The organism is Anaeromyxobacter sp. K (assembly GCF_000020805.1).
In the GTDB taxonomy this organism is placed as follows: Bacteria; Myxococcota; Myxococcia; order Myxococcales; family Anaeromyxobacteraceae; genus Anaeromyxobacter; species Anaeromyxobacter dehalogenans.
In genome coordinates, this window is record NC_011145.1 from 4872052 (window position 1) to 4896222 (window position 24171).

General features: G+C 76.2%; 19 protein-coding genes. 6 read left to right on the forward strand and 13 right to left on the reverse strand.

What is annotated here, in order from left to right; all coding sequences use genetic code 11:
• The first annotated feature begins 80 nt into the window (after nt 1-80).
• Nucleotides 81-827: a TIGR02266 family protein gene (locus tag ANAEK_RS21750; RefSeq protein WP_012528286.1), complete on the forward strand. Its 747-nt coding sequence runs from the start codon at nt 81-83 to the stop codon at nt 825-827.
• Nucleotides 828-903: 76 nt separating this feature from the next.
• Here ANAEK_RS21750 and ANAEK_RS21755 read toward each other — a convergent pair whose 3' ends face one another.
• From ANAEK_RS21755 to ANAEK_RS21765, 3 genes are all read right to left on the reverse strand, one after another.
• The gene (locus tag ANAEK_RS21755; RefSeq protein ID WP_012528287.1) at nt 904-1335 is read right to left on the reverse strand and encodes a GNAT family N-acetyltransferase; all 432 of its coding nucleotides are present in this window, start codon (nt 1333-1335) and stop codon (nt 904-906) included.
• A gap of 99 nt (nt 1336-1434) precedes the next feature.
• Nucleotides 1435-1722, reverse strand: coding sequence for an HU family DNA-binding protein (locus ANAEK_RS21760; protein WP_011423249.1), 288 nt, complete (start codon nt 1720-1722; stop codon nt 1435-1437).
• Between the two features lie 186 nt (nt 1723-1908).
• Nucleotides 1909-3027: a hypothetical protein gene (locus tag ANAEK_RS21765; protein WP_012528288.1), complete on the reverse strand. Its 1119-nt coding sequence runs from the start codon at nt 3025-3027 to the stop codon at nt 1909-1911.
• A 191-nt stretch (nt 3028-3218) separates the two neighbouring features.
• Here ANAEK_RS21765 and ANAEK_RS21770 point away from each other — a divergent pair, with 191 nt between their 5' ends.
• Complete coding sequence (locus ANAEK_RS21770; RefSeq protein ID WP_012528289.1) at nt 3219-4028, forward strand: PilZ domain-containing protein; 810 nt, start codon at nt 3219-3221, stop codon at nt 4026-4028.
• Between the two features lies 1 nt (nt 4029).
• On the opposite strand, the gene purF is transcribed toward ANAEK_RS21770, so the two are convergent.
• Entirely contained in the window at nt 4030-5487 is a 1458-nt protein-coding gene (purF, locus tag ANAEK_RS21775) for an amidophosphoribosyltransferase (RefSeq protein WP_012528290.1), read from the reverse strand.
• A 33-nt stretch (nt 5488-5520) separates the two neighbouring features.
• Between purF and ANAEK_RS21780 the strand changes: the two genes are divergently transcribed.
• Complete coding sequence (locus ANAEK_RS21780; protein WP_012528291.1) at nt 5521-6879, forward strand: neutral/alkaline non-lysosomal ceramidase N-terminal domain-containing protein; 1359 nt, start codon at nt 5521-5523, stop codon at nt 6877-6879.
• Between the two features lie 4 nt (nt 6880-6883).
• Here ANAEK_RS21780 and ANAEK_RS21785 read toward each other — a convergent pair whose 3' ends face one another.
• From ANAEK_RS21785 to ANAEK_RS21800, 4 genes are all read right to left on the reverse strand, one after another.
• Complete coding sequence (locus ANAEK_RS21785) at nt 6884-7336, reverse strand: thioesterase family protein (protein ID WP_012528292.1); 453 nt, start codon at nt 7334-7336, stop codon at nt 6884-6886.
• A 94-nt stretch (nt 7337-7430) separates the two neighbouring features.
• A complete protein-coding gene (locus ANAEK_RS21790; RefSeq protein WP_012528293.1) occupies nt 7431-9338 on the reverse strand; it encodes a PEGA domain-containing protein in 1908 nt (635 codons plus the stop codon).
• Nucleotides 9335-10891, reverse strand: coding sequence for a PQQ-binding-like beta-propeller repeat protein (locus ANAEK_RS21795; RefSeq protein WP_012528294.1), 1557 nt, complete (start codon nt 10889-10891; stop codon nt 9335-9337). Before ANAEK_RS21795 ends, ANAEK_RS21790 begins: the two co-directional genes overlap by 4 nt.
• An 11-nt stretch (nt 10892-10902) precedes the next feature.
• On the reverse strand, nt 10903-11577 hold the full coding sequence (locus ANAEK_RS21800) for a hypothetical protein (RefSeq protein WP_232288311.1): 675 nt from the start codon (nt 11575-11577) through the stop codon (nt 10903-10905).
• Nucleotides 11578-11870: 293 nt separating this feature from the next.
• Between ANAEK_RS21800 and ANAEK_RS21805 the strand changes: the two genes are divergently transcribed.
• The gene (locus ANAEK_RS21805; protein WP_012528296.1) at nt 11871-13736 is read left to right on the forward strand and encodes a hypothetical protein; all 1866 of its coding nucleotides are present in this window, start codon (nt 11871-11873) and stop codon (nt 13734-13736) included.
• Here the strand turns inward: ANAEK_RS21805 and ANAEK_RS21810 are convergent.
• The 4 genes from ANAEK_RS21810 to ANAEK_RS21825 all read right to left on the reverse strand — a co-directional run bounded on the left by ANAEK_RS21810 (nt 13730) and on the right by ANAEK_RS21825 (nt 20608).
• A complete protein-coding gene (locus ANAEK_RS21810; protein ID WP_012528297.1) occupies nt 13730-15193 on the reverse strand; it encodes a response regulator in 1464 nt (487 codons plus the stop codon). The genes ANAEK_RS21805 and ANAEK_RS21810 overlap by 7 nt on opposite strands.
• A gap of 86 nt (nt 15194-15279) precedes the next feature.
• Nucleotides 15280-17559 carry a phosphoribosylformylglycinamidine synthase subunit PurL gene (gene purL, locus ANAEK_RS21815; RefSeq protein ID WP_012528298.1) on the reverse strand — a complete coding sequence of 760 codons (2280 nt, stop codon included), beginning with the start codon at nt 17557-17559 and terminating at the stop codon, nt 15280-15282.
• Between the two features lie 129 nt (nt 17560-17688).
• Entirely contained in the window at nt 17689-18492 is an 804-nt protein-coding gene (locus ANAEK_RS21820; RefSeq protein ID WP_012528299.1) for a ribonuclease H-like domain-containing protein, read from the reverse strand.
• Nucleotides 18493-18739: 247 nt separating this feature from the next.
• A complete protein-coding gene (locus ANAEK_RS21825) occupies nt 18740-20608 on the reverse strand; it encodes an AAA domain-containing protein (RefSeq protein ID WP_012528300.1) in 1869 nt (622 codons plus the stop codon).
• 24 nt (nt 20609-20632) lie between these two features.
• Between ANAEK_RS21825 and arsC the strand changes: the two genes are divergently transcribed.
• Together arsC and ANAEK_RS21835 are read left to right on the forward strand one after the other, a co-directional pair.
• Complete coding sequence (arsC, locus tag ANAEK_RS21830; protein ID WP_012528301.1) at nt 20633-20992, forward strand: arsenate reductase (glutaredoxin); 360 nt, start codon at nt 20633-20635, stop codon at nt 20990-20992.
• Nucleotides 20993-21201: 209 nt separating this feature from the next.
• Nucleotides 21202-23262, forward strand: a complete 2061-nt coding sequence (locus ANAEK_RS21835) for an ATP-binding protein (RefSeq protein ID WP_012528302.1) — start codon at nt 21202-21204, stop codon at nt 23260-23262.
• 56 nt (nt 23263-23318) lie between these two features.
• Here the strand turns inward: ANAEK_RS21835 and ANAEK_RS21840 are convergent, their stop codons facing one another.
• Nucleotides 23319-24152 (reverse strand): phosphatase PAP2 family protein, encoded by an 834-nt coding sequence (locus tag ANAEK_RS21840; RefSeq protein WP_012528303.1) that lies wholly within the window; start codon nt 24150-24152, stop codon nt 23319-23321.
• Between the last annotated feature and the right edge of the window lie 19 nt (nt 24153-24171).

Sequence of the window (24171 nt, forward strand, 5' to 3'; positions counted from 1 at the left end):
GGGCGAAAACCGGGGCAGGCTAGTGAGGACATGTAAGATTGTCAAGGAGATCCGCAGCGATATACTCGACTGCTCAAGTCATGACCGAGGGACGGGAGCAGCGCCGCGACCCACGCGTTCCACTCGTCCTTAGGGTCGAGTATCCGGGCGTTCCGAGCGCGGTCCGCGACGCCACCGAGAACCTCTCCGCCGGGGGCCTGTTCATCCGGACCGAGCGGGAGCTCGACCCAGGCACGCGGATTCCCCTGCAGATCTCCTTCCCGGGCCTCCTCGCCCCCTTCGAGGTCGAGGTCGAGGTGGTCCGCCGCCGGCCGCCCGGCGAGGCGGGCCCCGCCGGCGTGGCGGTGCAGATCCCGCCGGACCGGGCCGCCGATCGGCAGAAGCTGGCCCAGCTCGCCGAGACGGCGCGGAGCGCGCGCGGCCGGACCCGGGGCGGCTACCGGGTCCTGGTGGTGGAGGACAACCCGCACGTCGTCGAGATGTACGAGTACGCGCTCCGCCGGCTGCGCAGCGGGAGCGACGCGCTCGACGTCTCGGTCGAGTTCGCCACCAACGGCCAGCAGGCGCTGGAGCGGCTCGCGGCGCCGCCGGCGGTGGACCTCGTGCTCACCGACCTGTTCATGCCGGTGATGGACGGCTTCGCGCTCATCGAGCGGATCCGCGCCGACGCGCGGCTCGCCGAGCTGCCCATCATGGTGATCAGCGCCGGCGCCGCCGACGCGCGCACGCGCGCCATCGACCTGGGCGTGGACGTGTACCTGCAGAAGCCGGTGCAGTTCGTGGACGTGATGAGCACGGTCCGCACGCTGCTGCACGTGCGCGGCTGAGCGCTCGCCCTTCGACTCCCCCCGCTCATCCCGAGCGTAGGCCGTGCCGTCAGGCACGGCCGGAGTCGAGGGACGCTCACAGCCGCTTGCGCATCACCACGTGCTCGATCCCCGCCTCCTGGAACGGCGCGCCCTCCGGGACGTACCCGTGGCGCCGGTAGAACGCCTCCACGTAGCGCTGCGCGTGCAGCTCGATCTCGGCGAGCCCCTCGGCCCGCGCCCGCGCCTCGAGCGCCTGGAGCAGCAGCGCGCCCACGCCGTCGCGGCGGCGATCCCGGGCCACCGCCATGCGCCCCACCCGCCCCACCCCGCCCGCCTGCCGCACCAGCCGCCCGGTGCCGACGCAGCGGCCGCCGTCGAGCGCGACCACGTGGAACGCGGTCGCGTCCTCGGCGTCGTGCTCGAGCTCGATCGGCACGCCCTGCTCGGCCACGAACACCTCGTCGCGGAGCGCGAGGGCGAGCCGGCGCAGCGGCTCGGTGTCGGCGGGGACGACGGTGATGGGCATGGCGGGCTCCTCGGGCTCGTTCACGGAAGGGCGATTCACCAAACGCAAACGCCCGCCGGAGGGCTCCGGCGGGCGCGGGTGCTTCGGTGTGCCGGAAGGCTACTTCTTGGCCTTCTTGTTGAAGATGTCCTTCAGCGCCTTGGCAGGCGTGAGCTTGATGGCGGTGCGCGCCGGGATCTTGATCTGCTCGCCCGTGGCCGGGTTGCGGCCGATGCGGGCCTTGCGGTCCACGAGCTTCACCGCGCCGAGACCGCCGAGCGGGATCTTCCCCTCGGCCTTCAGCCGCTTCGTCACCACCTCCTCGACCGCCTCGAACACCGCGCGCACCTGCGCCTTCGAGACCTGCGAGCCCTCGGCCACCGCCTGGAAGAACTGAGCCTGCGTCATGTAGGGGATCCCTCCGTTCGCACCGCCGCAAGGTTTTCGAGGCGGCGAATGGCTTCGGAGATATCGCTTCCGGATCCACACGTCAACTTCATCGCGGCGCGGATCGCCTGGAAAATGGGCCGATCGTGACGATCCGGACCCCGCCGACCCCCGCCCGGAAGGCGGGCGGGAGGGGAGCACCGGGAGTCATGTGAGGGCGGCCACGATCTCGAAGACGATGAGCAGGATGATGGCGAGCTCCAGCAGCTCCGACCGGCTGGTGTCGGCGGCGTCGCCGATGAGATCGTTCACCTCCGCCAGGAGCCGCTGCTTGCGAAGGACCGACTCCTGCCACGCCGGCAGCCGGAAGCGCCGGACCGCCGACTGGTACAGGCGCGCCAGGTAGAAGTCCCCCACGATTTTCACCGCGTTTTCGAGCCTTTCGATCATCTCCGACAGCTCGAGCAGCAGCGCGGCGGTGCGCCGCTGGAGCTTGCGGTAGCGGCGCGTGAACACGTTCGCGACCGGGCTGCCCCCCGCCTCGATCTCGTCGTAGATGCGGTGCAGCTCGGTGTCGAGGAGCGCGTCGTAGTAGCGCAGCTCGAGCAGGTGGGCGGTCGCGAACTCGAGCAGGTCGGGGATGTCCTCGACCCCCGAAGGCTCGGAGACGAACGCGCTGTTCCAGTGCACCACCGCCAGATCGTCCTGCAGGTAGGAGAACCGGTGGGACAGGACCTCCTGCCGCTCCGCCGCCGAGAGCGGCACGGCGCTGGTCTCGCCGAGCAGCAGCTCGGGCACGTGCCCCCCCGAGAGGAGGTCGCTGGCGGAGATCGGCCCCTCCTCGAAGCGGCGCACCAGGAACACCTGGTAGCTCTCCAGCCCCTCCCACGCGTGCGGGCGCTCCAGCGACGACCCCAGCGCGCGCGCCACCGCCTCCGCCTCGCGCCGCGCCGCCGCGTCGAGCGCGGGCGAGGGCTCGACGAACAGCCCCTCGGCGAGCGGCACCAGCGCGCCCAGGCTCGTGCCGGGCGCGATGGGGAGCCGGTAGCGGATCGAGACCACCCCGTAGTCGAACACGTGCGCGCTCGCCTCGGCCGGCCGCGTCCCCTCGGGCAGCGGGAGGTCGCGCGGCCCGAGCGCGAGCTGGAGCGGCGGCCGCGGGAACTCGAGCGCGGACGCGGACTGGGCGCCCTCCAGCCGGAGGCGGCCCGCCGGCGCCGACGCGGCGCGCTCGGCCGCCACGAGGTCCACCGCGTCCGCCACGTCGAACAGCCGGTAGACCAGCACCTCGCCGTCCGCCACCCGGGGCCCGTCCAGCGCGCGCATGCGTGGACTGTAGACGCCCGGCCGCGTTTGGTGAACGCCGGCGTGCGGAGCGGGCCCGCCGGGGCGGAGCCGGCGCGGCGGGGCGCGCGCCCTGTCCACGCGAGCAGGGCCCCCGCGCCCCGACTCCGGGCCCCCGCATGCCCGTTGCGGCCTGGCGGGGTTCGTCGTTCATTTTCGCGCCCCTTCCCCGGATGCCCGTGAGCCTCCCCGCCGTCATTCACAACCCGCGCGCCACGCCGCGCGTCCCCGCGCGCTGCGAGGTGCGGGTGCGCCAGCGGCTCTGGCGCTGGTCGGCCGAGACCGCCGACCTCGGGCCGGGCGGGTGCCAGCTCGTGTCGGGACGGCCCGTCGCGCCGGGGCGCTCGCTCCGCGTGACGCTCGCGCTCCCGGCGCTCCGCTGCGAGGTGCGCACCGCCGCGCGGGTGGTGTGGTCCAGGCCCAGCGCGCCGGGACGCCTCGGCCTCGTCTTCGAGGGCGCGCCCTCGCACCGCGCCTGGTTCCAGGCGCTGGCGATCGCCGACCCGGCCGTCTCGGCCGCGGCCCGGCGCACGCCGGACCGGCTCCCGCTCGAGGCGCGCGTGTTCCTCGGCGACCCGCCGCCGCCGGCGATGGGCTTCACGCCGGACGAGCTGGCGCTGCTGCGGCGGGTGGGCTCCGGGGTGGCGGTACGCGGCCTGCTCGCGTCGCTGGGCGGCACGCCGTCGGAGCGGACCGTCGGGGCGCTGTTCGGCCTGGTGACGCGGGGACTCCTGGTGCTCGAGGCGGCCGCGTCCCCCGGCCCGGAGCGCTGGCGCGCCGCGCTCGCCGCCGCCGAGGCGGCCGCCGGGGTCCCGGCGCTGGCGCGCCCGTCGGCGGCGCAGCGGCTCTACGAGGAGGGGATGGAGCACCTCGCGGCGGGCCGGACCGCGCTCGCGCTCCGCCGCTTCGAGGAGGCGCGCGCGCACGCGCCCGCCGACCGCGAGATCGCGGCCCTGGCGGCGCGGCTCGCGCGCTGGAGTTGAGCTACTGGCCGACCAGCCGGAGCGGCGGTGGCGCGGTGCGCTTCGGGAACTGGATCAGGTACTCGCCGGTGAAGCAGGCGTCGCAGAACCCGGTCCGCTCCGCGCCCATCGACGCGTACATGCCGTCGAGCGAGAGGTAGCCGAGCGTGTCGGCGGTGACGTACGTCGCGATCTCCTCGACGGAGTGCGTGCTCGCGACCAGCTCCTGCCGCGACGGCGTGTCGATGCCGTAGTAGCAGGGCCAGGCGGTGGGGGGCGAGCTGATGCGCAGGTGCACCTCGCGCGCGCCCGCAGACCGCAGCATCTTGACGATCTTCCGGCTGGTGGTGCCGCGCACCACCGAGTCGTCCACCACCACCACCCGCTTGCCGCTCAGCACGTCCTTCAGGGCGTTCAGCTTCAGCTTCACGCCGAAGTGGCGGATGGACTGCTGCGGCTCGATGAACGTCCGGCCCACGTAGTGCGACCGGACCAGGCCCATCGCGAACGGGATGCCGCTCTCCTCGGCGTAGCCGATGGCGGCGGGCACCCCGGAGTCCGGGACCGGGATGACGAGGTCGGCGTTGACGGCGTGCTCGCGCGCGAGCTGGCGGCCGAAGCCGTGGCGGACGGCGTACACCGACCGGCCGAACAGCACCGTGTCCGGCCGCGCGAAGTAGATGTGCTCGAAGACGCAGCGCCCGAGCCGCGCCTGCGGGCGCTGGTCCGGGAAGAGCCGCTCGCTGCGCAGCCCGCTCCCGTCCACGATCACGAGCTCGCCCGGCTCGACCTCGCGCACGTACTCGGCCTCGATGAGGTCGAGCGCGGTGGTCTCGCTCGCGAGCACCCAGCTCCCCTTCAGCCGCCCGAGCACGAGCGGGCGGAAGCCCATCGGGTCCCGCGCGCCCACCATCACCTTGGGGGTGAGGAACAGGATCGAGTACGCGCCCGAGACCCGCCCCAGCGCCTGCCGGACCGCGCCGACGAGCTGCTCGGCCGAGCCGGGCGCGCCGGAGGCCCGGGCGCGCGCGATGAGGTGGACGATCACCTCGGAGTCGGTGGACGCGGTGAAGATCGAGCCCTGCGCCTCCAGCTCCGCGCGCAGCGCCTCGGCGTTCACCAGGTTGCCGTTGTGCGCGAGCGCCACCGGGCCGCCGGCGTACTGGACCGCGAGCGGCTGGGCGTTCTTGAGGTGGGAGGCGCCGGTGGTCGAGTAGCGGACGTGGCCGATGGCGGCCCCGCCTTTGAGGGTGGAGAGGACGTCGGCGTCGAAGATGTCCGCGACCAGGCCCATGTCGCGGTGCGTGTGGAGGGTCTCGCCGTCGCTCGAGACGATCCCGGCGGATTCCTGCCCGCGGTGCTGCAGCGCGTGCAGGCCGAGGTAGGTGAAGTTGGCGGCCTCTTCGGACTGGCCGACCGCCCAGATCCCGAAGACGCCGCACTCGTCCTTCATCTTGTCGTAGACGGCGTCGTACCCCATGAGGCGCGGGAGTATAACGATCCGCGCTTGAAAATGCCTCCCGCCAGACGACTCCTCCTCGCCGCCGCGTTCCTGCTCGGAATTCCCGCCGCGATCCTCGCGATCGCCTCCCTGCCGTGGCACGGCGATCGACCCGCCGAGGCGGCCCGGGTGACGGCCGCGCGGCGCTGCCAGGGGCCGCTGTCGGCCGGCGCCGCCGCGACGACGTTCGACCTGCCGCCGGGCGTTCCCATCGGCGGCTTCGCCCGGCTGCGCTACCGCAGCGAGGGGGTCCGCGACCCGGTGGGCGCCCGCGCGCTCGTCCTCTCGGTGGGCGACTGCCGCTACGCGCTCGCCTCGGCCGAGATCCTGCTCGTGCCCGAGTCGCTGGAGGTGGCGGTGCGCGCCCGGCTGGGCGACGTCCCGCTCGACGGGCTGCTCGTCGGCGCCACGCACACGCACTCCGGCCCGGGCGGCTACTGGGACCACGTGTTCGGCGAGCACATCGCCACCGGCCCGTTCGATCCGGCGCTCCGCGATCGCATCGCCGGCGGCATCGCCCAGGCGATCCGGGCCGCGGCGGCGGCCTCGGGCCCGGCGCGGCTCTCGGTGGGCGAGGGGCGCGCCGAGGAGCTCGCCTACAACCGGACCGAGGGGCCGGTCGAGGCCCGGCTCACCGTGGTGCGGATCGACCGGCCGGACGGCGTGCCCGTCTCCGAGCTGGCGATCTTCGCCTCGCACCCGACCACGCTCGGGCGCGCGAACCTCCTCATCTCGGGCGACTGGCCGGGCCGCTACCTCGCCGCCACCGGCCACGGCGTGCGCCTCTTCTTCCAGGGCGCGCTCGGCGATCAGGCGGCGACGCCGGTGAACGGCCCGGAGGGCACGCCCACCGATCGCTACGGCGACGCGTTCTCGCGCGCGGTGGACGGGCTCGCCTACTCCGCGCCGGATCCCGCCCCCGCGGTCGGGTTCGCCACCGCGGACGTCCCGCTGCCGGCGCCGGATCCCGGGGCCGTGCCGCCGCTGCTGCGCCGCGCCGCGAGCAACGCGTCCTGGGACACCATGCCGGCGCGCGCCGAGGTGGAGGCGCTGCGGCTCGGCGGGCTCGTGCTGGTGGCCGTCCCCGGCGAGCCGGTGTCCGAGATCGCCGAGGGCTGGCGCCGGGCGGCCGGGCCGGGCGCGCGGATCGTCTCGCTCGTGAACGGCTACGTCGGGTACGTGGAGACGCCGCGGATGATCGCCGCGGACCGCGGGGAGACCCCGCGGACCTACTACGGCCCGTCGCTCGCGGCCCGGCTCGAGCCGGCGGTGGCGGCCGCGGCCGCGGCGGTGCGCGCGGAGCCGCCGGCGCACCCGCCCGATGGGGCGGCGGGCCGCGGGCGCACGCCGGCCGCGGCCGGCCGGCGCTGAGGCCCTACTCGCGCGGCTTCAGCGGCGCGAGCTCCTCCCACGTCGGGCCCTGCGGCACCTTCCGCATCGCCTCGGTGAGCGCGTCCGGCGGCACCACCAGCCGGCGCGACTCCATGCCCATCCAGGCGCCGCTCAGCACGATGCGCGCCGCGGTCTTCCCGCCCGGCCGCCAGAACTCGTGCGCGAGCTTCCAGCGCGCGCCGTCGGAGGAGAGGCCGAGGCCGGTGAGGTCCACCTCGACCGAGTCGCCCAGGCGCAGCTCGCGCGCGTAGTCGATCTCCTCGCGCAGCAGCACCGGGCCGATCCCGAGCTCCTCGAAGCGCGAGAACGGCCAGCCCTGGTCGGCGAGCCAGCTCATGCGCGTGTCGATGGCGTACTCGCTGTAGGCGGTGTTGCGCATGTGGCCGTTCGCGTCGCAGTCGGCCCATCGAACGATGAAGATCTTCGTGTAGCGCATCCGGTCTCTCGGCTCGGGGTGGGTAGCCGATTGTTTACCCCCGCGCCGGGCTCGACGCGGGGACCCGCTTGGGATGGATCGCGGGATCGCCGCCTCAGAAGCGCACCGACAGCCCGCCGCTCGCGTCGGCGTGCCGGTCCCGGTCCCCGTCGCCGTCCCATGACAGCCAGCCCAGCACGCCGGCGGTGGCCGCGAACGCCGCGGCGACGCCGGCGGACACGAACGCGTTCCGCCGCGCCGAATCGCCGCCGCTGCGCAGGTCGCGATAGCGGCCGGGATCCGAGCCGGGCAGGAGCTGGCCGTCGGCGCCGAGCATGTCCCGCGCGTCGGCATAGCGTCCGGAGGCGGCGAGGCCCTGCTGCACCGCGACCGCCGCCAGCCCCAGCGCGAGCGCGCCCGAGCCGATGGCCGCCGGACGCATCCATCGAGGCGCCGCCCCGGGCCGCGACCCTTCTCCCAGCGCGCGGCCCGCAGGATCCGGCGCCGGCAGCGCCGCGCGCGGGGCGGGGGCGAGGATCGACCGTACCGGCGCGAGCGCGGTGGCCGCCGCCAGCGTCGGCGCGGGCTTCTGCACGGCCGGCGGCGCGGAGGACGGAGCGGAGGACGGAGCGCGCGTCGGTGCGGGCGGCTGCGTAGCCGGCGGAGCAGGCATCGGCGCGGAGGTCGGAGCGAGCAACGCCGCGGGTGTGGCCGGGGCCTGGGCGGTGGCGACGGGGGCGGCGGTGGGTGGCAGGACGGCGGGCGAGGCCGGCGCGGGCGCCGCGCCGGTGGCCCGCGCCGCCGGCGGACGGACCGCCGGGAGCGCGGCGGCCGGCGGCGGTACCGCTGCCGCCGTGGCGACCGCCGGCGTGGGGGCGGACGCCGGCGCGGCGACCACGGCCGGAGGCGACGCCGCGGGGACGGGCCGGACCTCGGCGACCGGCGGCAGCGGCGGCCGGATCTCGCGCGGCCCCTGCTGCGTCAGGTTCTGCACCTCGCGCGAGGACTGCCCGGTGAGCAGGAACGACGCGAGCGCGCCGACCTGCACCGACGGCAGGCCGCCCGCCACCAGCCGGACGCTGCCCTCGCGCAGCAGGGCGCCGCGGCGCACGTCGAAGATGGAGCCGACCAGGAACTGCGCCTGCCCCTCCTGCGCGCGGCTCACCGTCAGCAGGCGATCGACGCCGAGCCAGGCGCCGGCGCGCACGATGCCGTAGCCGCGCGCCTCCGGCGCGAGCGCCAGCCCCGGGCCGGCGTTCACCCGCAGCGCCTCCGCCAGCGCGAAGTCGAGCACCACGCTCCGATCCTCCGACTCGAGGTCCACGGTGAAGCTCGGCACCCGCAGCGCGCCCGCGCCGCCGCCGACGCGGTAGCTCCCGGCCGGCAGCGTCAGCGTGACCGGGGTCGTGCCCATGGCTCGGCCGTTCACGTACACGGTGCCGGACCGCCCCTCCGAGGCGACGTGCAGGCGCCGGCGGGGCAGCGCGCGCACCCGCGCCTTCACCTCCTCGAAGCGGCGGCGGAAGCCGGGCGAGTACTGGTCGGGATCCGGCTGCAGCGCCGGGTCGGTGCGGGCGAGCGCGAGGAAGGCGCGCTCCATCTCGCGCTCCTGCCCGAGGCTCAGCGAGGCGTGGGCGAGCCGGAGCATGGCGCGCTTCCACTGGAAGAAGGCCTCCTCGCCCTCGGGCACCGCCTCCAGGTCGTCCACGATGGCGCGCAGCGTGCGGACCGAGCTGTCGAACTCGCCGTTCTGGTAGACCGCCAGCGCGCCGCCGTAGGCGCGGTCCAGCTCGGAGAGCGTGGCGTCCGAGCCCTGGCCGAGCAGGCGCCGCCGCATGGTGGCCACCTCCTCCACCCCGCCGACCCGGTCGCGGCACGCCGCGCGGAGCTGGTGCGCGAGCTCGGTGAGCTCGGCATCCGGCCCGGCCGGCGCGTCCGCCACGGCCATCACCCCGAGCCGTTCCACCGCGCCCGCGCCGGAGGCGGCCAGCGCGCAGGCGGCGGCGAGGAGCGCGCGCCTCACGGCAGCGCCCCCGCGTTGCCGGTGTTGCGCGGATCGTGGAACGCCTTCGGCCACGGCGCGGCGCGATCGAGCTGCCCGTCCACGATCACCGCGTAGAGCTTGCCGTCGGCCCCGGCCACGTAGGCGGTGGAGGTGGCCGCGCCGGCCGCGCCGTGGATGTTGGCGGGCTGGAGGGCCTGGCCGGTGGCGGAGAGCTTCACGCTCCAGGCGATCTTCCCGTCGTCCGCGTTCACGGCGTAGAGCCGGCCGGTCGAGGTCGGGACGAGGAGCGCGGGCCGGGTGCCCGCGAGCGCGAGCGGGACGGCCGGCACGCCGTTCAGCGGCTCGCTCTCGGCCCAGGGCGGGGCGCCGGCGGTGGAGAACCGCTGGAGCACCCCGGCGCCGCTGCCGACGACCACGCTGCCGTCGGCGAGGACGATGGGGCCGGAGCTGCCGAGCGCCACGGTTCCGACGGTGGCGGTGGCCGCGTCCATCGTCGTGCGGTTCAGGTTCCCGTTCTGGGCGACGGTCCAGACGGCGTCTGCGTCGTCGATTGCCATGGGCGCGAGCACCCCACCCACCGCAGGAGCTGGCGGAAGCCCATCCGCGCCGGTCCAGTCCGACCGGAGTATCCCATTGGCGGGGAGGGTGAAGCTGAGGAGCTTCGTCCCCGCACTCGCGATTAGATTGCCCCTGCGAGACACCACTGGGCTCGTGCTCACAGCCGCCGAGACCGCCGTCTGGTTGCAGAATCCATTGCTGTCCGCCACCAACAAAACAGCCGATTGCGCCCCAGCGACAGCACGCGATCCTGAGTACGCGAGTCCCCCGCCGATCGACTCCCCGGCCGTGCAGGCTCCCGCCAGGATCTGCCCCGCGGCGTCGATCGCGAATGCGGTACCCGACGCGCTGCCCACCCATACCTGATTGTCGCCGACGAGCGGCGGAACCGAGACGAAGCTCGTGCCAGTGTTCGCGGTCCAACCAACTGCTCCGACAACTGATACCGCCAACACCTGCTGCGTCGTCGCCGACAACCCCACCACCGCGGTCCCGTCCTCGAGCACCGCGGGCGAGGTCATCGGCACGCCGGCGTCGTACGTCCAGCGCAGGCGCGTGACCACCGGCTGCTGCCCCGCGTCCGCGGACGCGCTCGCCGCGTTCCTCGCCCCGTCGCGCGCCGTCACCGTCGCGATCACGGCCCGCTCGAACGCGGGGAACGGGAACGCGTCCAGCGGCACCTGCGCCACCCAGCGCGCGCCGGCGCGGGCCATCGGGACCGCGCGCGAGGGATCGAGGTCGAGCGCGACCGTCACCTCCCCCACCTCGTGATCGTCGGCGACGGTGGCCTCCACCCTCAGCGTCCCGTCGCGCAGGCACGGCATCGCGCAGGTCACCGCCACGCCGGAGACCGCCGGCGGCTGCGCATCGGGCCAGCACACCGCGCCGTCCGGCGTGGACGCGCAGGTCTCGCCCGCCGGGCAGTCGGCGCTGCGGGCGCAGCCCGGCCGATCGTCCTTCACGCCACTGCACCCCGCGGCGAGCACCGCCGCCAGCGCCAGCATCCGGTTCATGTCGCTCCTCCTCAGAAGACGAATCGCCAGGTGAGCCCCGCCGCGAGCGCCGCGCCGCCCGCGCCCAGGGCCGCCGCGCTCCAGCGCCGGCGGCTGCGCCAGTCGGCGCGCGCCCGCGTGTACGCCGCCGGATCGGCTGCGGCGTCGGCCCGGTCCGCCGCGCTCGAGGCCGACACGGCCAGCGCCACGCCCGCGATCAGCGAGGCCGCCCCCGCGCCGGCGAGGCTCCAGGCCGCGATCCGGCCCGCGCCCGGCCCCGGCTCCGGCGGCAGGGACTGGAGCAGCCCGTCCAGCGCGGTGCGCAGCGGCCTCACCGCATCCTTCCCCGGCGGCACGTCCACCCGGCGCTGGGCGCGAGCCTCCTCGGTGGTGGCGTCGGTCAGCACCAGCACGAACCGGCTCCCGTCGGAGCGGCCCTCGGCGCGGGCCACCACCGCGTGCGCCAGCCCGGCCCGCCGCGCCGCGCGCGCGCCCTCCGGCGCGCCGTCGCACGCGACGCCGTAGTCGAGCCAGCGCCCTGGCCGCGCGCGGGCCGCCTCGCCGACGGCATCGGCCCGCGCCAGCGCCGGATCCCCGTCCACCACCGGCCGGCACAGCAGCAGGCGCTCACCGCCCGAGGCGAGCGCCGCCGCGATCGCCATGCCCACCACGCCCGAGAGCGCCATCGACACCTCCGCACGATCCATCACGTTGAGTGCGCCACGCACTATCAGCACAGGTGCATCGACCGCTGCAAGCGGCGTGCAGCGTCCCCGACGCGTGTGGATCCGCGTGACCCACCCCGGTCCGGGCGCGCCGGATGGTCCGCGCCGCGGACCGCCCACCCGAGACGCGGACTCGACCCACGGTCCGGGGTCCGGGATCACTCGCGAAAGGCGGATCTGCTCCCTGGTACGACACTCGCAGTGCGACCGCGACGCTTGAAACCGGATCGGACGTTCGTACGATCCGTGAACTTCGCCATCCAGGAGGACGGTCGATGCGCAGCGCAGGATTCGTGGAGCGGCTCGGGATCATCATCTTCGTCATCGCAGCGGGTGCGGGCTGCTCGGGGGGCGGGGCCACGCCGCGCGCGTGCCAGGCGGACGACGGCTGCGGCGCCGCGGCGCGCTGCGTGGCGGGCGCCTGCGTCGGGAACGCACCGCCGGTCGCGGCCATCGCCCCGGCGGGCGCGCCGGAGGCGTTCGCGCTCGTCGAGCTGGACGGCGGCGGGAGCGCGGATCCGGACGCGCCGCGCGACGCGATCGTGTCGCACGCCTGGACGATCTCGGCGGTGGACGCGCCCTGCGCGCCGCCCGTCGTGGCCGGCACCGGATCGCTGGCCCGGGTGCGCTTCGGCTGCGCCGGCCGGTACGCGGTCGAGCTGGTGGTGCGCGACCAGCTGGGGGCCGAGAGCGCGCCGGCGCGGCTCGAGCTCGACGTGGCGCCGTACGCGGGCACGCCGCCGGTCACCGCCGGCCCGGACGTGGCGCTCGGGCACCTGTGCCAGGGCGAGCCGCTGCGCTGCGCGCCCGACGGGCCGGTGGCGCTGACCGCCACGCTGTCCGCTGCCGCCGCGCAGGGGCCCGTGCGCTGGCGGTGGACGGTGGAGCCGCCCGCCGGCCGCGCCCTCGGCGCCGACCGCCGCGTCACCTTCAGCCCCGGGTCCGACGCCGCGGCGGCGGGCGCGGCGATCGAGACCGACGGCGGCGCGATCTCGGGCGACTGGGTGTTCCGGGTGGAGGCCTCCGACGACGCGGGCGTGCTCGGCACCGCGGCGACGCGGGTGAGCGTCGGGAATCGCGCGCCGGCGATCGCCGCCACGCCGCCCCCCGAGGCACCGCACACCTACGAGCCCGCCGGCCCGCGCCTGGTGGCCGCCGGACGCATTCCGATCTCGATGACCGACCCGGACGGCGATCCGCTCGAGCCGCGCACCGTGACCTGGCACCACGCCGGCGACGGCGACGCCGGCGCCTTCGAGGGCGACGACCTCGGCGACGCGCTCACCTTCCGGGTGGCCGTCCCCTACGCCTCGCCGGCCGACGCCGCCTACCTGACCGGCGGCGCCGGGCTGGAGCGGACCATCGTGGTGACGGTCGCCGACGCGAACGGCGAGCTGGCGCGGGCCGAGCTGCCGGTGACCGTGGGGAACCGCCCGCCCGCGGTGACGTCGGCCCCGTCGAGCGGGGTCGGGATCGACCATGCGTTCGACGCCGTCGCCCGGCGCTACCGCGCCACGCAGGAGGTGTGGCGGGTGGTGGATCCGGACGGCGACCCCATCTGGCCCACCGGCGGCACCGGGGACGCGGCCTGCGACCGGCTCACGCTCCTCTCCGACGGGGCCACGATCATCGAGTGCAGCGGCGCGTACCAGGACCCGTACGACCTCGCGGCCTTCATCGGGACGCGCACCCTCTCGCCGTCCGTCGCGGATCCCTGGACCCCGACCGCGCTGCCCCCGGTGCAGCTCTCCATCGGCACGCGCCCGCCCACCGCCACCTCCTCCACGGTCACGCAGCTCGTCACCTGCTCCCGCCCGCCCGACGACACGTTCTGCTGCCGCTGGTCCGGGTCCATCTGCGTGCAGTACCCGCTCGTCATCCCGGCGCGGACCTACACGGTGACGCCGCAGGTCTCGGACGCGGACGGCGATCCGGTGGAGGTGGTGTTCTCGGCCGGCGTGACCCCGACGCACGTGGTGTGCGAGGGCGGCGTGTGCGAGCGCGCCACGGCCATCGCCCCGGAGGTCGCCACCTGCACCGGGACGCAGGAGACCGTCACGCAGGAGTTCTCGGTGACCGACGGCGCGGCGTGGCCCACCACCCCGAACGCGACCTTCACCTTCGTGCGGAGCTGTCAGTGACCGGGCGCGCCGCCGGGATCGGCCCGGCGGCGCTCCACCACCGCGTCGGCCGCCTGGGCGATCCGCTCCACGCCGAGCGCCTTCTCCAGGACCGCGTCGGCGCCGGCGGCCACGAGCCGCGGCTCCAGGCCTTCCTCCAGCCGGCCGGTGACCGCCACGATGGCGAGGTCCGCCTCGCCGCCCACGGTGCGGATCCGGCGCACCAGCTCGGCGCCGTCCATGCCGGGCATGTGCACGTCGGTGACGAGGAGGTCGAGCGCCAGCACCTCCTCGGCCAGCACCCGCAGCCCCTCGGTCGCGTCGGCCGCCGTGAGCACCTCGAACCCGCGGCCGCCGAGCGCGTCGGCCAGCATGCGACGGAGCAGCGCGTCGTCGTCCACCACCAGCGCCCGGCGCGGCCGGCCGGAGAGCTGCGCCACGGCCGCGGAGAGGATCGCGTCCGCCTCGGTGTCGAGGGTGAACCGCACGCCCATGCCGCTCGCGCTCGCGAACACCACGCGCGCCGGGGTGGACAGCTCGACGCCGTTCGGCAGCGCCAGGCGCAGCACGAGCTGCGCGCCCACCTCGGCCGGCCGGGCGGTGCGCACGAACGCGCCGCCCTGCGAGAGGTTCTCGATCCAGTCGGACGCGAGCTCGCTCGCGGTCGCGTACTCGATGCGCGCCTGGGCGGCGGGGTCCGGCGGCGGCAGCGCGACGACCGTCACCGGACCGTTCACCGCGAACCGGGCGGTGGCGCGGGTGCCGGCCCCGACCTCGCTGGCGCCCGCCGCCTTGCGCGCCAGGGCTTCGCGGAGCGCCGGCGGCGCGTCCTCGAGGTGCAGGGTGTAGCCGGCCGGCGCGCCGGGGCGCGCCTGCGTCGGGCCGCGGACGTCCATCACGATCGCGCGCGCCTCCACCGGCCTCGCCACCCCGGGCAGCCGGAGCGCCAGGGCGAGCACGTCGCCGGGCGGTGGCGCGATGGGGGCCGCGACGAACAGGGTCCCGGCCTTGGGATCGCACTGCACGCCCTGCCAGCCCGGCCCGCCGACGTCCATGCACAGCACCGGGCGCGCGACGGCGCTCCGGTGCCGACCGGCCGGCGCGCCGGCGTCGCCGAAGAACCGCCCGGCCGCGTCGAGCAGGTCGGCCGGGAGGACGCCCTCGGCGACGAGGTCGCACGCCTCCACCTGCGCGCGCAGCCGCTCGCGCTCGTCGTCCGTCGCCTCGGCGGGCGCGAGGAGCCGGCCGCCGGCCCGCGCCGTCCAGAACGCGAGCCGCGCCCGTGCCGCGGCCTTGGCCGCCTCGCCGCGGGCAGCCACCGCCACCGCGAGGAAGCGGGTCGACGCGTCGAATGCGAGATCGCAGCGGTCGAGCCCGTCCCCCAGCACGTGCGGCAGGGCGAGCACGAGCCGCTCCGCCGCGAGCAGGCGATCGCCCTCGGCCCGGACGAAGATGCAGGCGAGCTCGACGGTGTCCATGGGGCGCGTCCAGTCCTTACTCGAGGTGGAAGGCGTGCGCCGCCCACGAGATGGGGGCGCCGGCCGGCGCCCCTCCGAGGCGTGCGCTAGACCGGCGCGGTCGCCCCGGCGTGCGCGGCGTCGCGGCGGAGGACGGCGGGGATGCCGTCACGCCACGCGCGGGCCAGCTCCTCGACGGGGACCGAGAGCGCGCCCTGGATCTCCAGCCGGTCGCCGCCCACCGCCCCGAGGCGGATGACCGGCGCGCCGCACTGTTGCGCGAGGTCGACGAAGCGGGCGGCGTTCTCCTTGGGCAGCGACACGAGGATGCGGCTCGCGTCCTCGCCGAACAGCACGAAGTCCTTGCGGACCGGGAACGGGATGCGCACCGCGCAGCCGATCCAGGCCGGCTTCGACCCGTCCGACGGGACCTCGTGCATCATGCAGCTCTCGGCGAGCGCCACCGCCAGCCCGCCCTCGGAGCAGTCGTGCGCCGAGGAGAGCAGCCCGGCCCGGACGGCGCGGCGGACGGTCTCCTGCACCGCCTTCTCGCGCGCGAGGTCGAGCGCCGGCGGGCGGCCGGCCTCCTTGCCGTGCTCGGCGGACAGGTACTCCGACCCGCCCACCTCGCCCTGGAGGCTGCCCACCAGCGCGATGACGTCCCCGGCGTCGCGGAACGTCGAGTGGCAGGTGCGCTCCACCGGCTCCACCAGGCCCACCATGCCGACGGTGGGCGTGGGCAGGATTCCCTGGCCCTCGGTCTCGTTGTAGAGCGAGACGTTGCCGGAGACGACCGGGGTGCCGAACGCGCGGCAGGCGTCGCCGATGCCGCGCACGCACTCGGCGAACTGCCACATGATCTCGGGCTTCTCGGGGTTGCCGAAGTTCAGGCAGTCGGTGATGGCGATGGGCTCGCCGCCCACGCAGGCGATGTTGCGGGCGCACTCGGCCACGGCGTGCATGGCGCCGAGGTACGGGTCGAGGAAGCAGAACCTGCCGTTCACGCCGACCGAGAGCGCGATGCCCTTGTGCGCGTGCGCGTCGTGCGAGACCGCGAGCCGCACCACCGCGGCGTCGCCGCCGGGCCGCACCGCGCCGACCAGCCGGACCATGTGGTCGTACTGTCGGTAGACCCACTCCTTCGACGCGATGGTCGGCCGGGCCAGCAGCCGGACGAGCGCCGCGCCGAGGTCGGCCGGCTCGGGCAGCGTGGCCAGGTCGAACGCGTGCAGCGCCGGCAGCGCCGGGTGCGGGGTCATCGGCCGGTGGTACTTCGGCGCGCCCTCGGTGAGCGGGTCCACCGGCAGGTCGGCCACCACCGCGCCGCGCCAGTGCGCGCGCCAGCGGCCGCTGGCGGTCACCCGCCCGATCACCGCCACGTCGAGGTCCCACTTCTCGCAGATGCTCCGGACCAGCTCCTCCTTGCCCTCGGCCGCCACGAGCAGCATGCGCTCCTGCGACTCGGAGAGGAGGATCTCGTACGGCGTCATCCCCTCCTCGCGGAGCGGCACCTGGTCGAGGAACAGGTCGAGCCCGTTTCCGCCGCGGCCGGCCATCTCCACCGACGAGCTGGTGAGGCCGGCGGCGCCCATGTCCTGGATGCCGACCACCGCGTCGGTCTGGAACAGCTCGAGGCACGCCTCGAGCAGCAGCTTCTCCATGAAGGGATCGCCGACCTGCACGGTCGGGCGCTTCTCCTCGGTGGAGGCGTCGAACTCGGCCGAGGCCATGGTGGCGCCGTGGATGCCGTCGCGGCCGGTCTTCGCGCCGACGTACATCACCGGGTTGCCGACGCCGGCGGCGGTGCCGCGGAAGATCTTGTCGGCCGGGAGGATGCCGAGCGTGAACGCGTTCACCAGGCAGTTGCCGTTGTACGAGGGGTGGAACGCCACCTCCCCGCCCACCGTGGGCACGCCCATGCAGTTGCCGTAGCCGCCGATGCCGGCCACCACGCCCTCCAGCAGGTAGGCGGTCCTGGGGTGGCTCGGGTCGCCGAAGCGGAGCGCGTTCAGCGAGGCGATGGGGCGGGCGCCCATGGTGAACACGTCGCGGAGGATGCCGCCCACGCCGGTGGCCGCGCCCTGGTACGGCTCGATGTAGCTCGGGTGGTTGTGGCTCTCCATCTTGAACGCGGCGGCGAGCCCGTCGCCGAGGTCCACCACGCCCGCGTTCTCGCCCGGTCCCTGCAGCACGCGCGGGCCGCTGGTCGGGAAGGTCTTCAGGTGGACCCGCGAGGACTTGTAGGAGCAGTGCTCGCTCCACATGACCGAGAACACGCCCAGCTCGGTGAGCGTCGGGGTGCGCCCGAGGTGCTCGAGGATGCGCTGGTACTCGTCCGGCTTGAGGCCGTGCTGCGCGACGATCTCGGGGGTGATCGGCTCGGTCATGAGGCCGCGGATTCTAGCGGCGGCGGCCCGGGAGATCGAGGCTCGTCGTCCGGCCGGGCGCCGGGCGGGCGGACGGCCGCGCGCCGGGGCGGCCCGGGCGTCCCCCGGGCGCGTCACGCGGCGCGACGCCTAGAGCGCGAGGAGGAGCTTCGTCAGGTCGTAGCGGACGTCGCCGCGCTCCGACACCGGCACCGGAGCGGCGGGCAGCCGCAGCCGCTCCACCAACCGGTTGTAGCCGAGGCCCATGAGCGTCCGGAGGTTCACGGCGTCGTGCAGGTTGTACTCGGCGAACAGGCGGAGCGCGTCGGCGTCGCCCCGCTCCTGCCAGGCGCGCCAGAGCCGCACCGCGTCCAGCCCGGAGAGGCCGTGGAGGTGCGCCGGGCGGCCGACGCCGGTCTCCTCCTCGAGCCGCTTCAGGCCGCCCCGGTGGCCGAGGCGGCGCCAGAGGTGGCAGAGGTCCACGTGCGCGCGCGGCGGGCGCCAGCCCGGGAACGCGCGCCGCAGCACCGGCTCGTCGAAGGCGAGGCCGTTGTAGGTGACGAGCACCTTCCAGCCGCGCGCCGCCTCCGGGAACGCGTCGAGATCGCGGCCGTCCAGGAACAGGCGCGGCCCGGACGCGTCGAGCACGCCCACGCAGGTGAGCCGCTCGCCGTCGGTCTCCACGTCGAGGAACGCGGCGTCGTCCGCGAACGCGGGGTAGAGCCGCCAGCGCTCGGCGCGCGGGATCATGGCCGCGAGCGCGTCGGCGTCGCCGGTCTCGAGCGCGGCCTCGGCACGGGCCACCGCGTCGCGCAGCCGGGCGTCGATCCTCGGCGAGAGCGCCACCGCGGGCGGGGCGGGCAGGTCGGCCCAGCGCCGGATGCCGGCGTTCCAGAGCTTCCCCTCGAGGTAGGGGCCGATGCCGGGGGCGAGCCGGAAGGTGCTGCGGATCATGGCGGGCGCCGAGCTTACGCGCGGAGGCGCCGCGCGCGCAAAGCGGCGGGGCCGCGTCCCTCCGCCCGTCGCGCGACGGGGCTCAGAGCGCGTGAATCCATCCCCGGACCGAGCCAGGCGGTCGAGACGCGAGCAGCGCGAGGCGCGACGACCGAGCATGCCGGTCGGCATGTGAGGGAGGAGCAACGACGCGATGCGACTGCGGATCGGCCGCCCCGGCGACGGGAGGGGATGGTTTCACGTGCTCTCAGCGCTCCCAGGCGCTCCGCCACGCGCCGGCGCGCTCGGCGTGCTCGAGGAAGCTCCGGTAGAACGGGTGGCGCGACACCGTGCTCCCGTCGCCCACCACCACCAGCTTCGCCCGCGCGCGGGTGAGGGCGACGTTCATCCGGCGCACGTCGGCGAGGAAGCCCACCTCGCCCGCCTCGTTGGAGCGCACCAGCGAGACCACCACCGCCTCCTTCTCGCGCCCCTGGAAGCCGTCCACGGTGTCCACCTCCAGGCCCGCCTCCACCTCCTCGGCGAGGAGCTGCCGGAGGCGCTGCACCTGCGCGTCGTACGGCGAGATCACCGCCACGTCGCCGGGGGCGAGCCCGGCCGCGAGCAGGCGCCGGACCTCGGCGGCGGCCAGCTCCGCCTCGCCGGTGTTCTGCTTCGAGTCGGAGCCCTCCGGCGTCTCCTCCTCGAAGCCGCGCCCGGAGGTGTCCACCAGCTCGAACGGCGCGTCGTCGATGGCGCGGCCGGCCGCGGCCGGGTGGGCGCGGAGCGCGCCGCCGTAGAGCGCCTCGGAGGGGAACGCCATGATCCGCGCGTTCATGCGGTGCTGCTCGGCGAGCATCACCCGCGCCCGGTCCCCGTGCGCCTCGACCAGCCGCTCGAACAGCGACACTCCCAGCCCGCCCTCCTGCGCCGCCGCGGAGAGCACGGTGGGCGGCAGCTGCAGGTGGTCGCCGGCCAGCACCGCGCGGTCGGCGCGCAGGAGCGCCAGGTACGCGGCCGGCTCCACCGCCTGGGTGGCCTCGTCCAGCACCGCGAGCGCGAAGCGGCGGCCGGCCAGCGCCGGCCCGTCGAGCGAGGTCAGCGTGGCGAGCACCACCTGCGCCCGCTCCAGCACCTCCGCCTCGGCCCGCGCCTCGAGCCGGCGCGCCTCGGCGAGCAGCGCGCGCGCCTCGCGCTCCTGCTCGCGCGAGGCGCTGAAGCGGCCCGGCCCGCGCTTCTGCCGGCGCTTGCGCGCGTCGCGGCGCAGCGCGAGCGCCTGGTCCACGAGGCCCTGCGCGATCCGCGCCGCCTCGTGCGCCTCCACCCGCGCCTCGAGCGTGTGCTCGAGCAGGCCCGGGAGCACGCGCGCCGGGTGGCCCACCCGCACGCAGGCGAGGCCGGCGGCGGCGAGCCGCTCCACCAGGTTGTCCACCGCGAGGTTGGAGGGCGCGGCCGCGAGCACGCTCTCCCCGCGGGCGGCGGCGCGGCGGATCACCTCCACGAGCACGGTCGTCTTGCCCGTGCCGGGCGGCCCGTGCACGAGCGCGAGGTCCTCGGCGCGGTCGGCGAGGTCGAGCGCCGCCTGCTGCTCGGGGTTGAGCCGCGCCTCCAGCACCGGGCCGCGCGGCGCCCGCAGGAAGCGCGGCGGGGCGCCGGAGCCGGGCGCGAGCACCGCGTGCCAGCGCTTCCCGGCGCGGTCGTCGCGGAGCCGGCGCAGGCCGCCGGAGAGGCGCTCCCAGGTGACCGGGGACGGCTCGAGCTCCAGCACCACCCGGCCGTCGGTGACCCAGTCCGGCGGCGGCTCGTCGAACGCCACCGCCACCGCGGTGCGCGTGCGCCGGGCCACCACCCCCTGCGGCGCGTCGGCCGGCGTGTCGCGGCGCTGCGCCAGCGACACGAGGCTCCCCGCGCCGATCCGCCCCCCCGGCAGCGGTCGCCCGCCCCGCCCGAACGTCACCAGCGCCCGCCCCGCCAGCGCGCCCTCGTCCTGCGCCTCCACGTCGGCGATGGCCAGCCCGCGCGCCTCGCGCTCGGCGAGCGAGAGCCGGCCCTTCGCCTCCGCGAAGCGGGCGCGCTCCTCCTCGCGCTCGGCGGCGAGCAGCGCGGCGAGGCGGTCGAGGTGGTGCGTGAGGTCCAAGCCTCCCGTATAGTCGGCGGCGCGATGTCCGGCGAGTACGTCCTCTGGTTCGACCCGCGCTGCTCCGCCAGCCGCCGCGCGCTCTCGCTCCTGCGCGAGCGCGGGGTGGAGCCGGCGCTGCGGCGGCCGCTCGAGGAACCCCCGTCCGCGGACGAGCTCGCGGCGCTGCTCCGGGCGCTCGGCCTGCCCGCGCGCGCGGTGGCCCGCCGCGACGAGGACGAGTACCAGGTGCTGCGCCTGTCGGACCGCACCCCGGAGGCCGAGCTGGTCGAGGCGCTCGCCGCCCATCCCCGCATGCTGGAGCGGCCGATCCTGGTCGCCGGCGCGCGCGCGGTGCTGGCCCGCCCGCCCGAGCGCGTGCTGGAGCTGCTCGGACCCCCCTAGGCGCACCCGGCCGTACCCGCGGACCCTTACGGGGCCTTCGGCTTCAGGGTATATGGCCAACCAGGGAGCCGTCCCCGGCTGGCGATCCGGCGGGGAGGCGCGGCCGCCCTGGGTCCGTCTCGACCCCGGTGCCGCTCGGATGCCCGCGGCGCGGGGCGCGCGCCGACGAGCCGGATCGCGCGACGCCACGGGCCCGAGAGGTTGCGGCGATGAGCGGGCGAGGCGAGGTTCGCGAGCTGGTCCCGGGCGAGCGGCCCGGACCGGCGGACGGGGGCGAGGTCCGCGGACGCGCGCCGCTCGAGGCGGCGGTCGCGGCGCTCGCCGAGCTCGCCATGAACGCCGAGGGGACCGGGCCGCTGCTCACGGCGGCCTGCGCGATCGCGCGGGACGCGCTCGGCGCCGATGCGGCGGCGTTCCTGCAGCCGGACGAGGCGGCCGGTGCGCTGGTGGTCCGCGCCGCGGTGGGGCTCCCGCCCGACGCCGCGGGCGCGCGGGTGGGCGGCACGCCGCCCGTCGACAACGCGGCGGTGACCGGCGGCCACGGCGGCCGGCCGCCGCTGCTCGACCTCCCCGGCATCGAGGCCTCCGCCGAGGTGGCGCTGCCCGGGCGCGAGCGCCCGCTCGGCGTGATCGGCGCCTACGCCCGGCGGCCGCGGGCCTTCCACGCGGACGAGCTGCGCTTCCTCGAGACGAGCGCCAGCGTGCTCGCGGCGGCGCTGGCGCGCGACCTCGCCGAGGCCGAGGTGCTGGACCGCGAGCGCCAGCTGCGGGCGGTGTTCGACGCCGCGCTCGACGCGATGCTGTGCGTGGACGCGTCGGGCCGGATCCGCGACGCGAACGCGGCCGCGGCCGCGCTGTTCGGGGGCGGGCGCGGGAGCCTGGTCGGCCGCAGCCTGACGGAGCTCACCGAGGCGCCGCCGCCCGGCGCCCCGGCGCTCGCCGACGTGCTCCGCGGCGAGCGGGTGAGCGGCGCCGCCGAGGTGGTGCACGCGGGCGGGCTCCGGCGCTCGGTCGAGTTCACCGGCGTGCCGGACATCCAGCCGGGCCGGCACCTGATCGCGCTCCGCGACGTGAGCGAGCGCAAGCAGCTCCACGCCCGCCTCGCGCTCGCCGACCGCATGGTGTCGGTGGGCACGCTGGCCGCCGGGGTGGCGCACGAGCTCAACAACCCGCTCGCGTACGTGATCGCCAACCTCTCGTACCTGGACGAGCAGCTCACGGTCCTCGCCCCGCGCGTGGCCGCGGCGGGGAGCTCGCGCGAGCCCGACCTCGCGAGCGCGCTCCTCGACGCCGTCCACGACGCGCGCGACGGCGCCGAGCGGATGCGGGTCATCGTCCGGGACCTGAAGACGTTCTCGCGGCCGGACGAGGAGCACGCCGGCCCCGTGCCGCTCGGGCCGCTGCTCGACTCCTGCGTGAGCGTGGCCTGGAACGAGATCCGGCACCGGGCCCGCCTGCTGCGGGCGCCGACGGACGTGCCGCCGATCCAGGGGTGCCAGGCGCGGCTCGGGCAGGTGTTCCTCAACCTGCTCGTGAACGCCGCGCAGGCGATCCCGGAGGGCCACGTGGACGAGCACCAGATCCGGGTCTCCGCCCGCGCGCTGCCCGGGGGCCAGGTGGCGGTGGAGGTGTCCGACACCGGCTCGGGCATCGCGCCGGAGCACCTGCCCCGCATCTTCGACCCGTTCTTCACCACCAAGCCGCCGGGCGTGGGCACCGGGCTCGGGCTGTCGATCTGCCAGAGCATCGTCTCGGCGATGGGCGGCGAGATCCAGGTGGAGACGGTGCTGGGCCGGGGCACCACCTTCCGCGTGATCCTGCCGGCGTCCGGGCCGGACGAGGCCAGCGCGTCGGGGGTGGGGACCGCGCAGCCGGCGCCGCGGGTGCGCGGGCGGATCCTGGTCGTGGACGACGAGCCGCTGGTGGGGACGGTGATCCAGCGGGCGCTGCAGGGCGAGCACGAGGTGACGGTCACGTCGAGCGCGCGCGCCGCGCTGGCGCGGGTGGCGGCGGGGGAGCGGTTCGACCTGGTCCTCTCCGACCTGCTCATGCCGGAGATGACCGGGATGGAGCTGTACCGCGCGCTGCGCGAGCGCGCGCCGGAGCTGGCGAGCCGCGTGGTGTTCCTCACCGGCGGCGCCTTCACCGCCGCCGCCCGCAGCTTCCTGGAGCAGGAGCCGGTGGAGTGCGTAGAGAAGCCGTTCGAGCTGGAGACCATTCGCGCGCTGCTGGCGCGCCGGCTCGGCGCCCGCCGGGCGGGCGCCTGCTGACGGCTTCTCCGCGCGCCGCAGGCGCGCCCGCGGGGACCTCGCGCGCTGCTCCGCGCTCACCACACCACCAGCAGGCCCATCGGGATCGGGACGACCCGCGCGCCCGCCGGCGACGGGCCGCCGCCCTGCGCCGGCCGGTCCTCCCGGCCGTGCAGGAGCAGCGGCACGGCGACGCCCACCCCGCCGCCCACCGCGGCGCCGGCCAGCACGTCGGTGAGCCAGTGCTTGTCGCCGGCCACGCGCAGGTAGCCGACGCCGGTGGCGAGCGTCATCCCCACCGCCCAGACCCAGGGCGTGCTCCGGTAGCCGCGCAGCGTGGACACGGTGCCGGCGGCGGAGGCGATCGAGAACGCCAGCGCCGAGTGGCCCGAGTAGAAGGACAGGTTGTCGTCGGGATCGCCCTCGCGGCTCCCCGGGGCCCAGTTCCCGTAGCGGACGAACGGGCGCTGGCGCCCCACCGCCAGCTTCACGACCTGGTTCACCGCCATGGAGAGCGAGCCCGCCTCGGCCACGTAGAGCAGGTCGCGCCAGCCCTCCCCGCCGTCGCCGGCGGCCCGCGCCGCGAGGAGCTGGTGGGCGGTGACGGCCGCCGGCATCAGCGCGAACGCGAGCACGTCCGAGCCGCGCGCGGCGAGCGTCGCGTCGGAGAGCACCAGCCGGTCGCGCGCCCAGACGTCGAGCGCGTTCGCCTCGCAGAACCGGCACCCGGAGGGCGCGAGCTCCGGCTTCAGCACCTCACCGAGCAGCCAGACGCCCGCGGCCGCGCCGGTCACCGCGAGATCGGTCCGGTCGTCGCCGCGCAGCGGGTGGGGGCCGGCGGCGCGGGCCGGGGTCGCGAGGAGCGCGGCCGCCAGCAGGGCGGCGGCGGCGGGCGGGGAGGCGCGGCGCATCGCCGGACAGTATCATCCG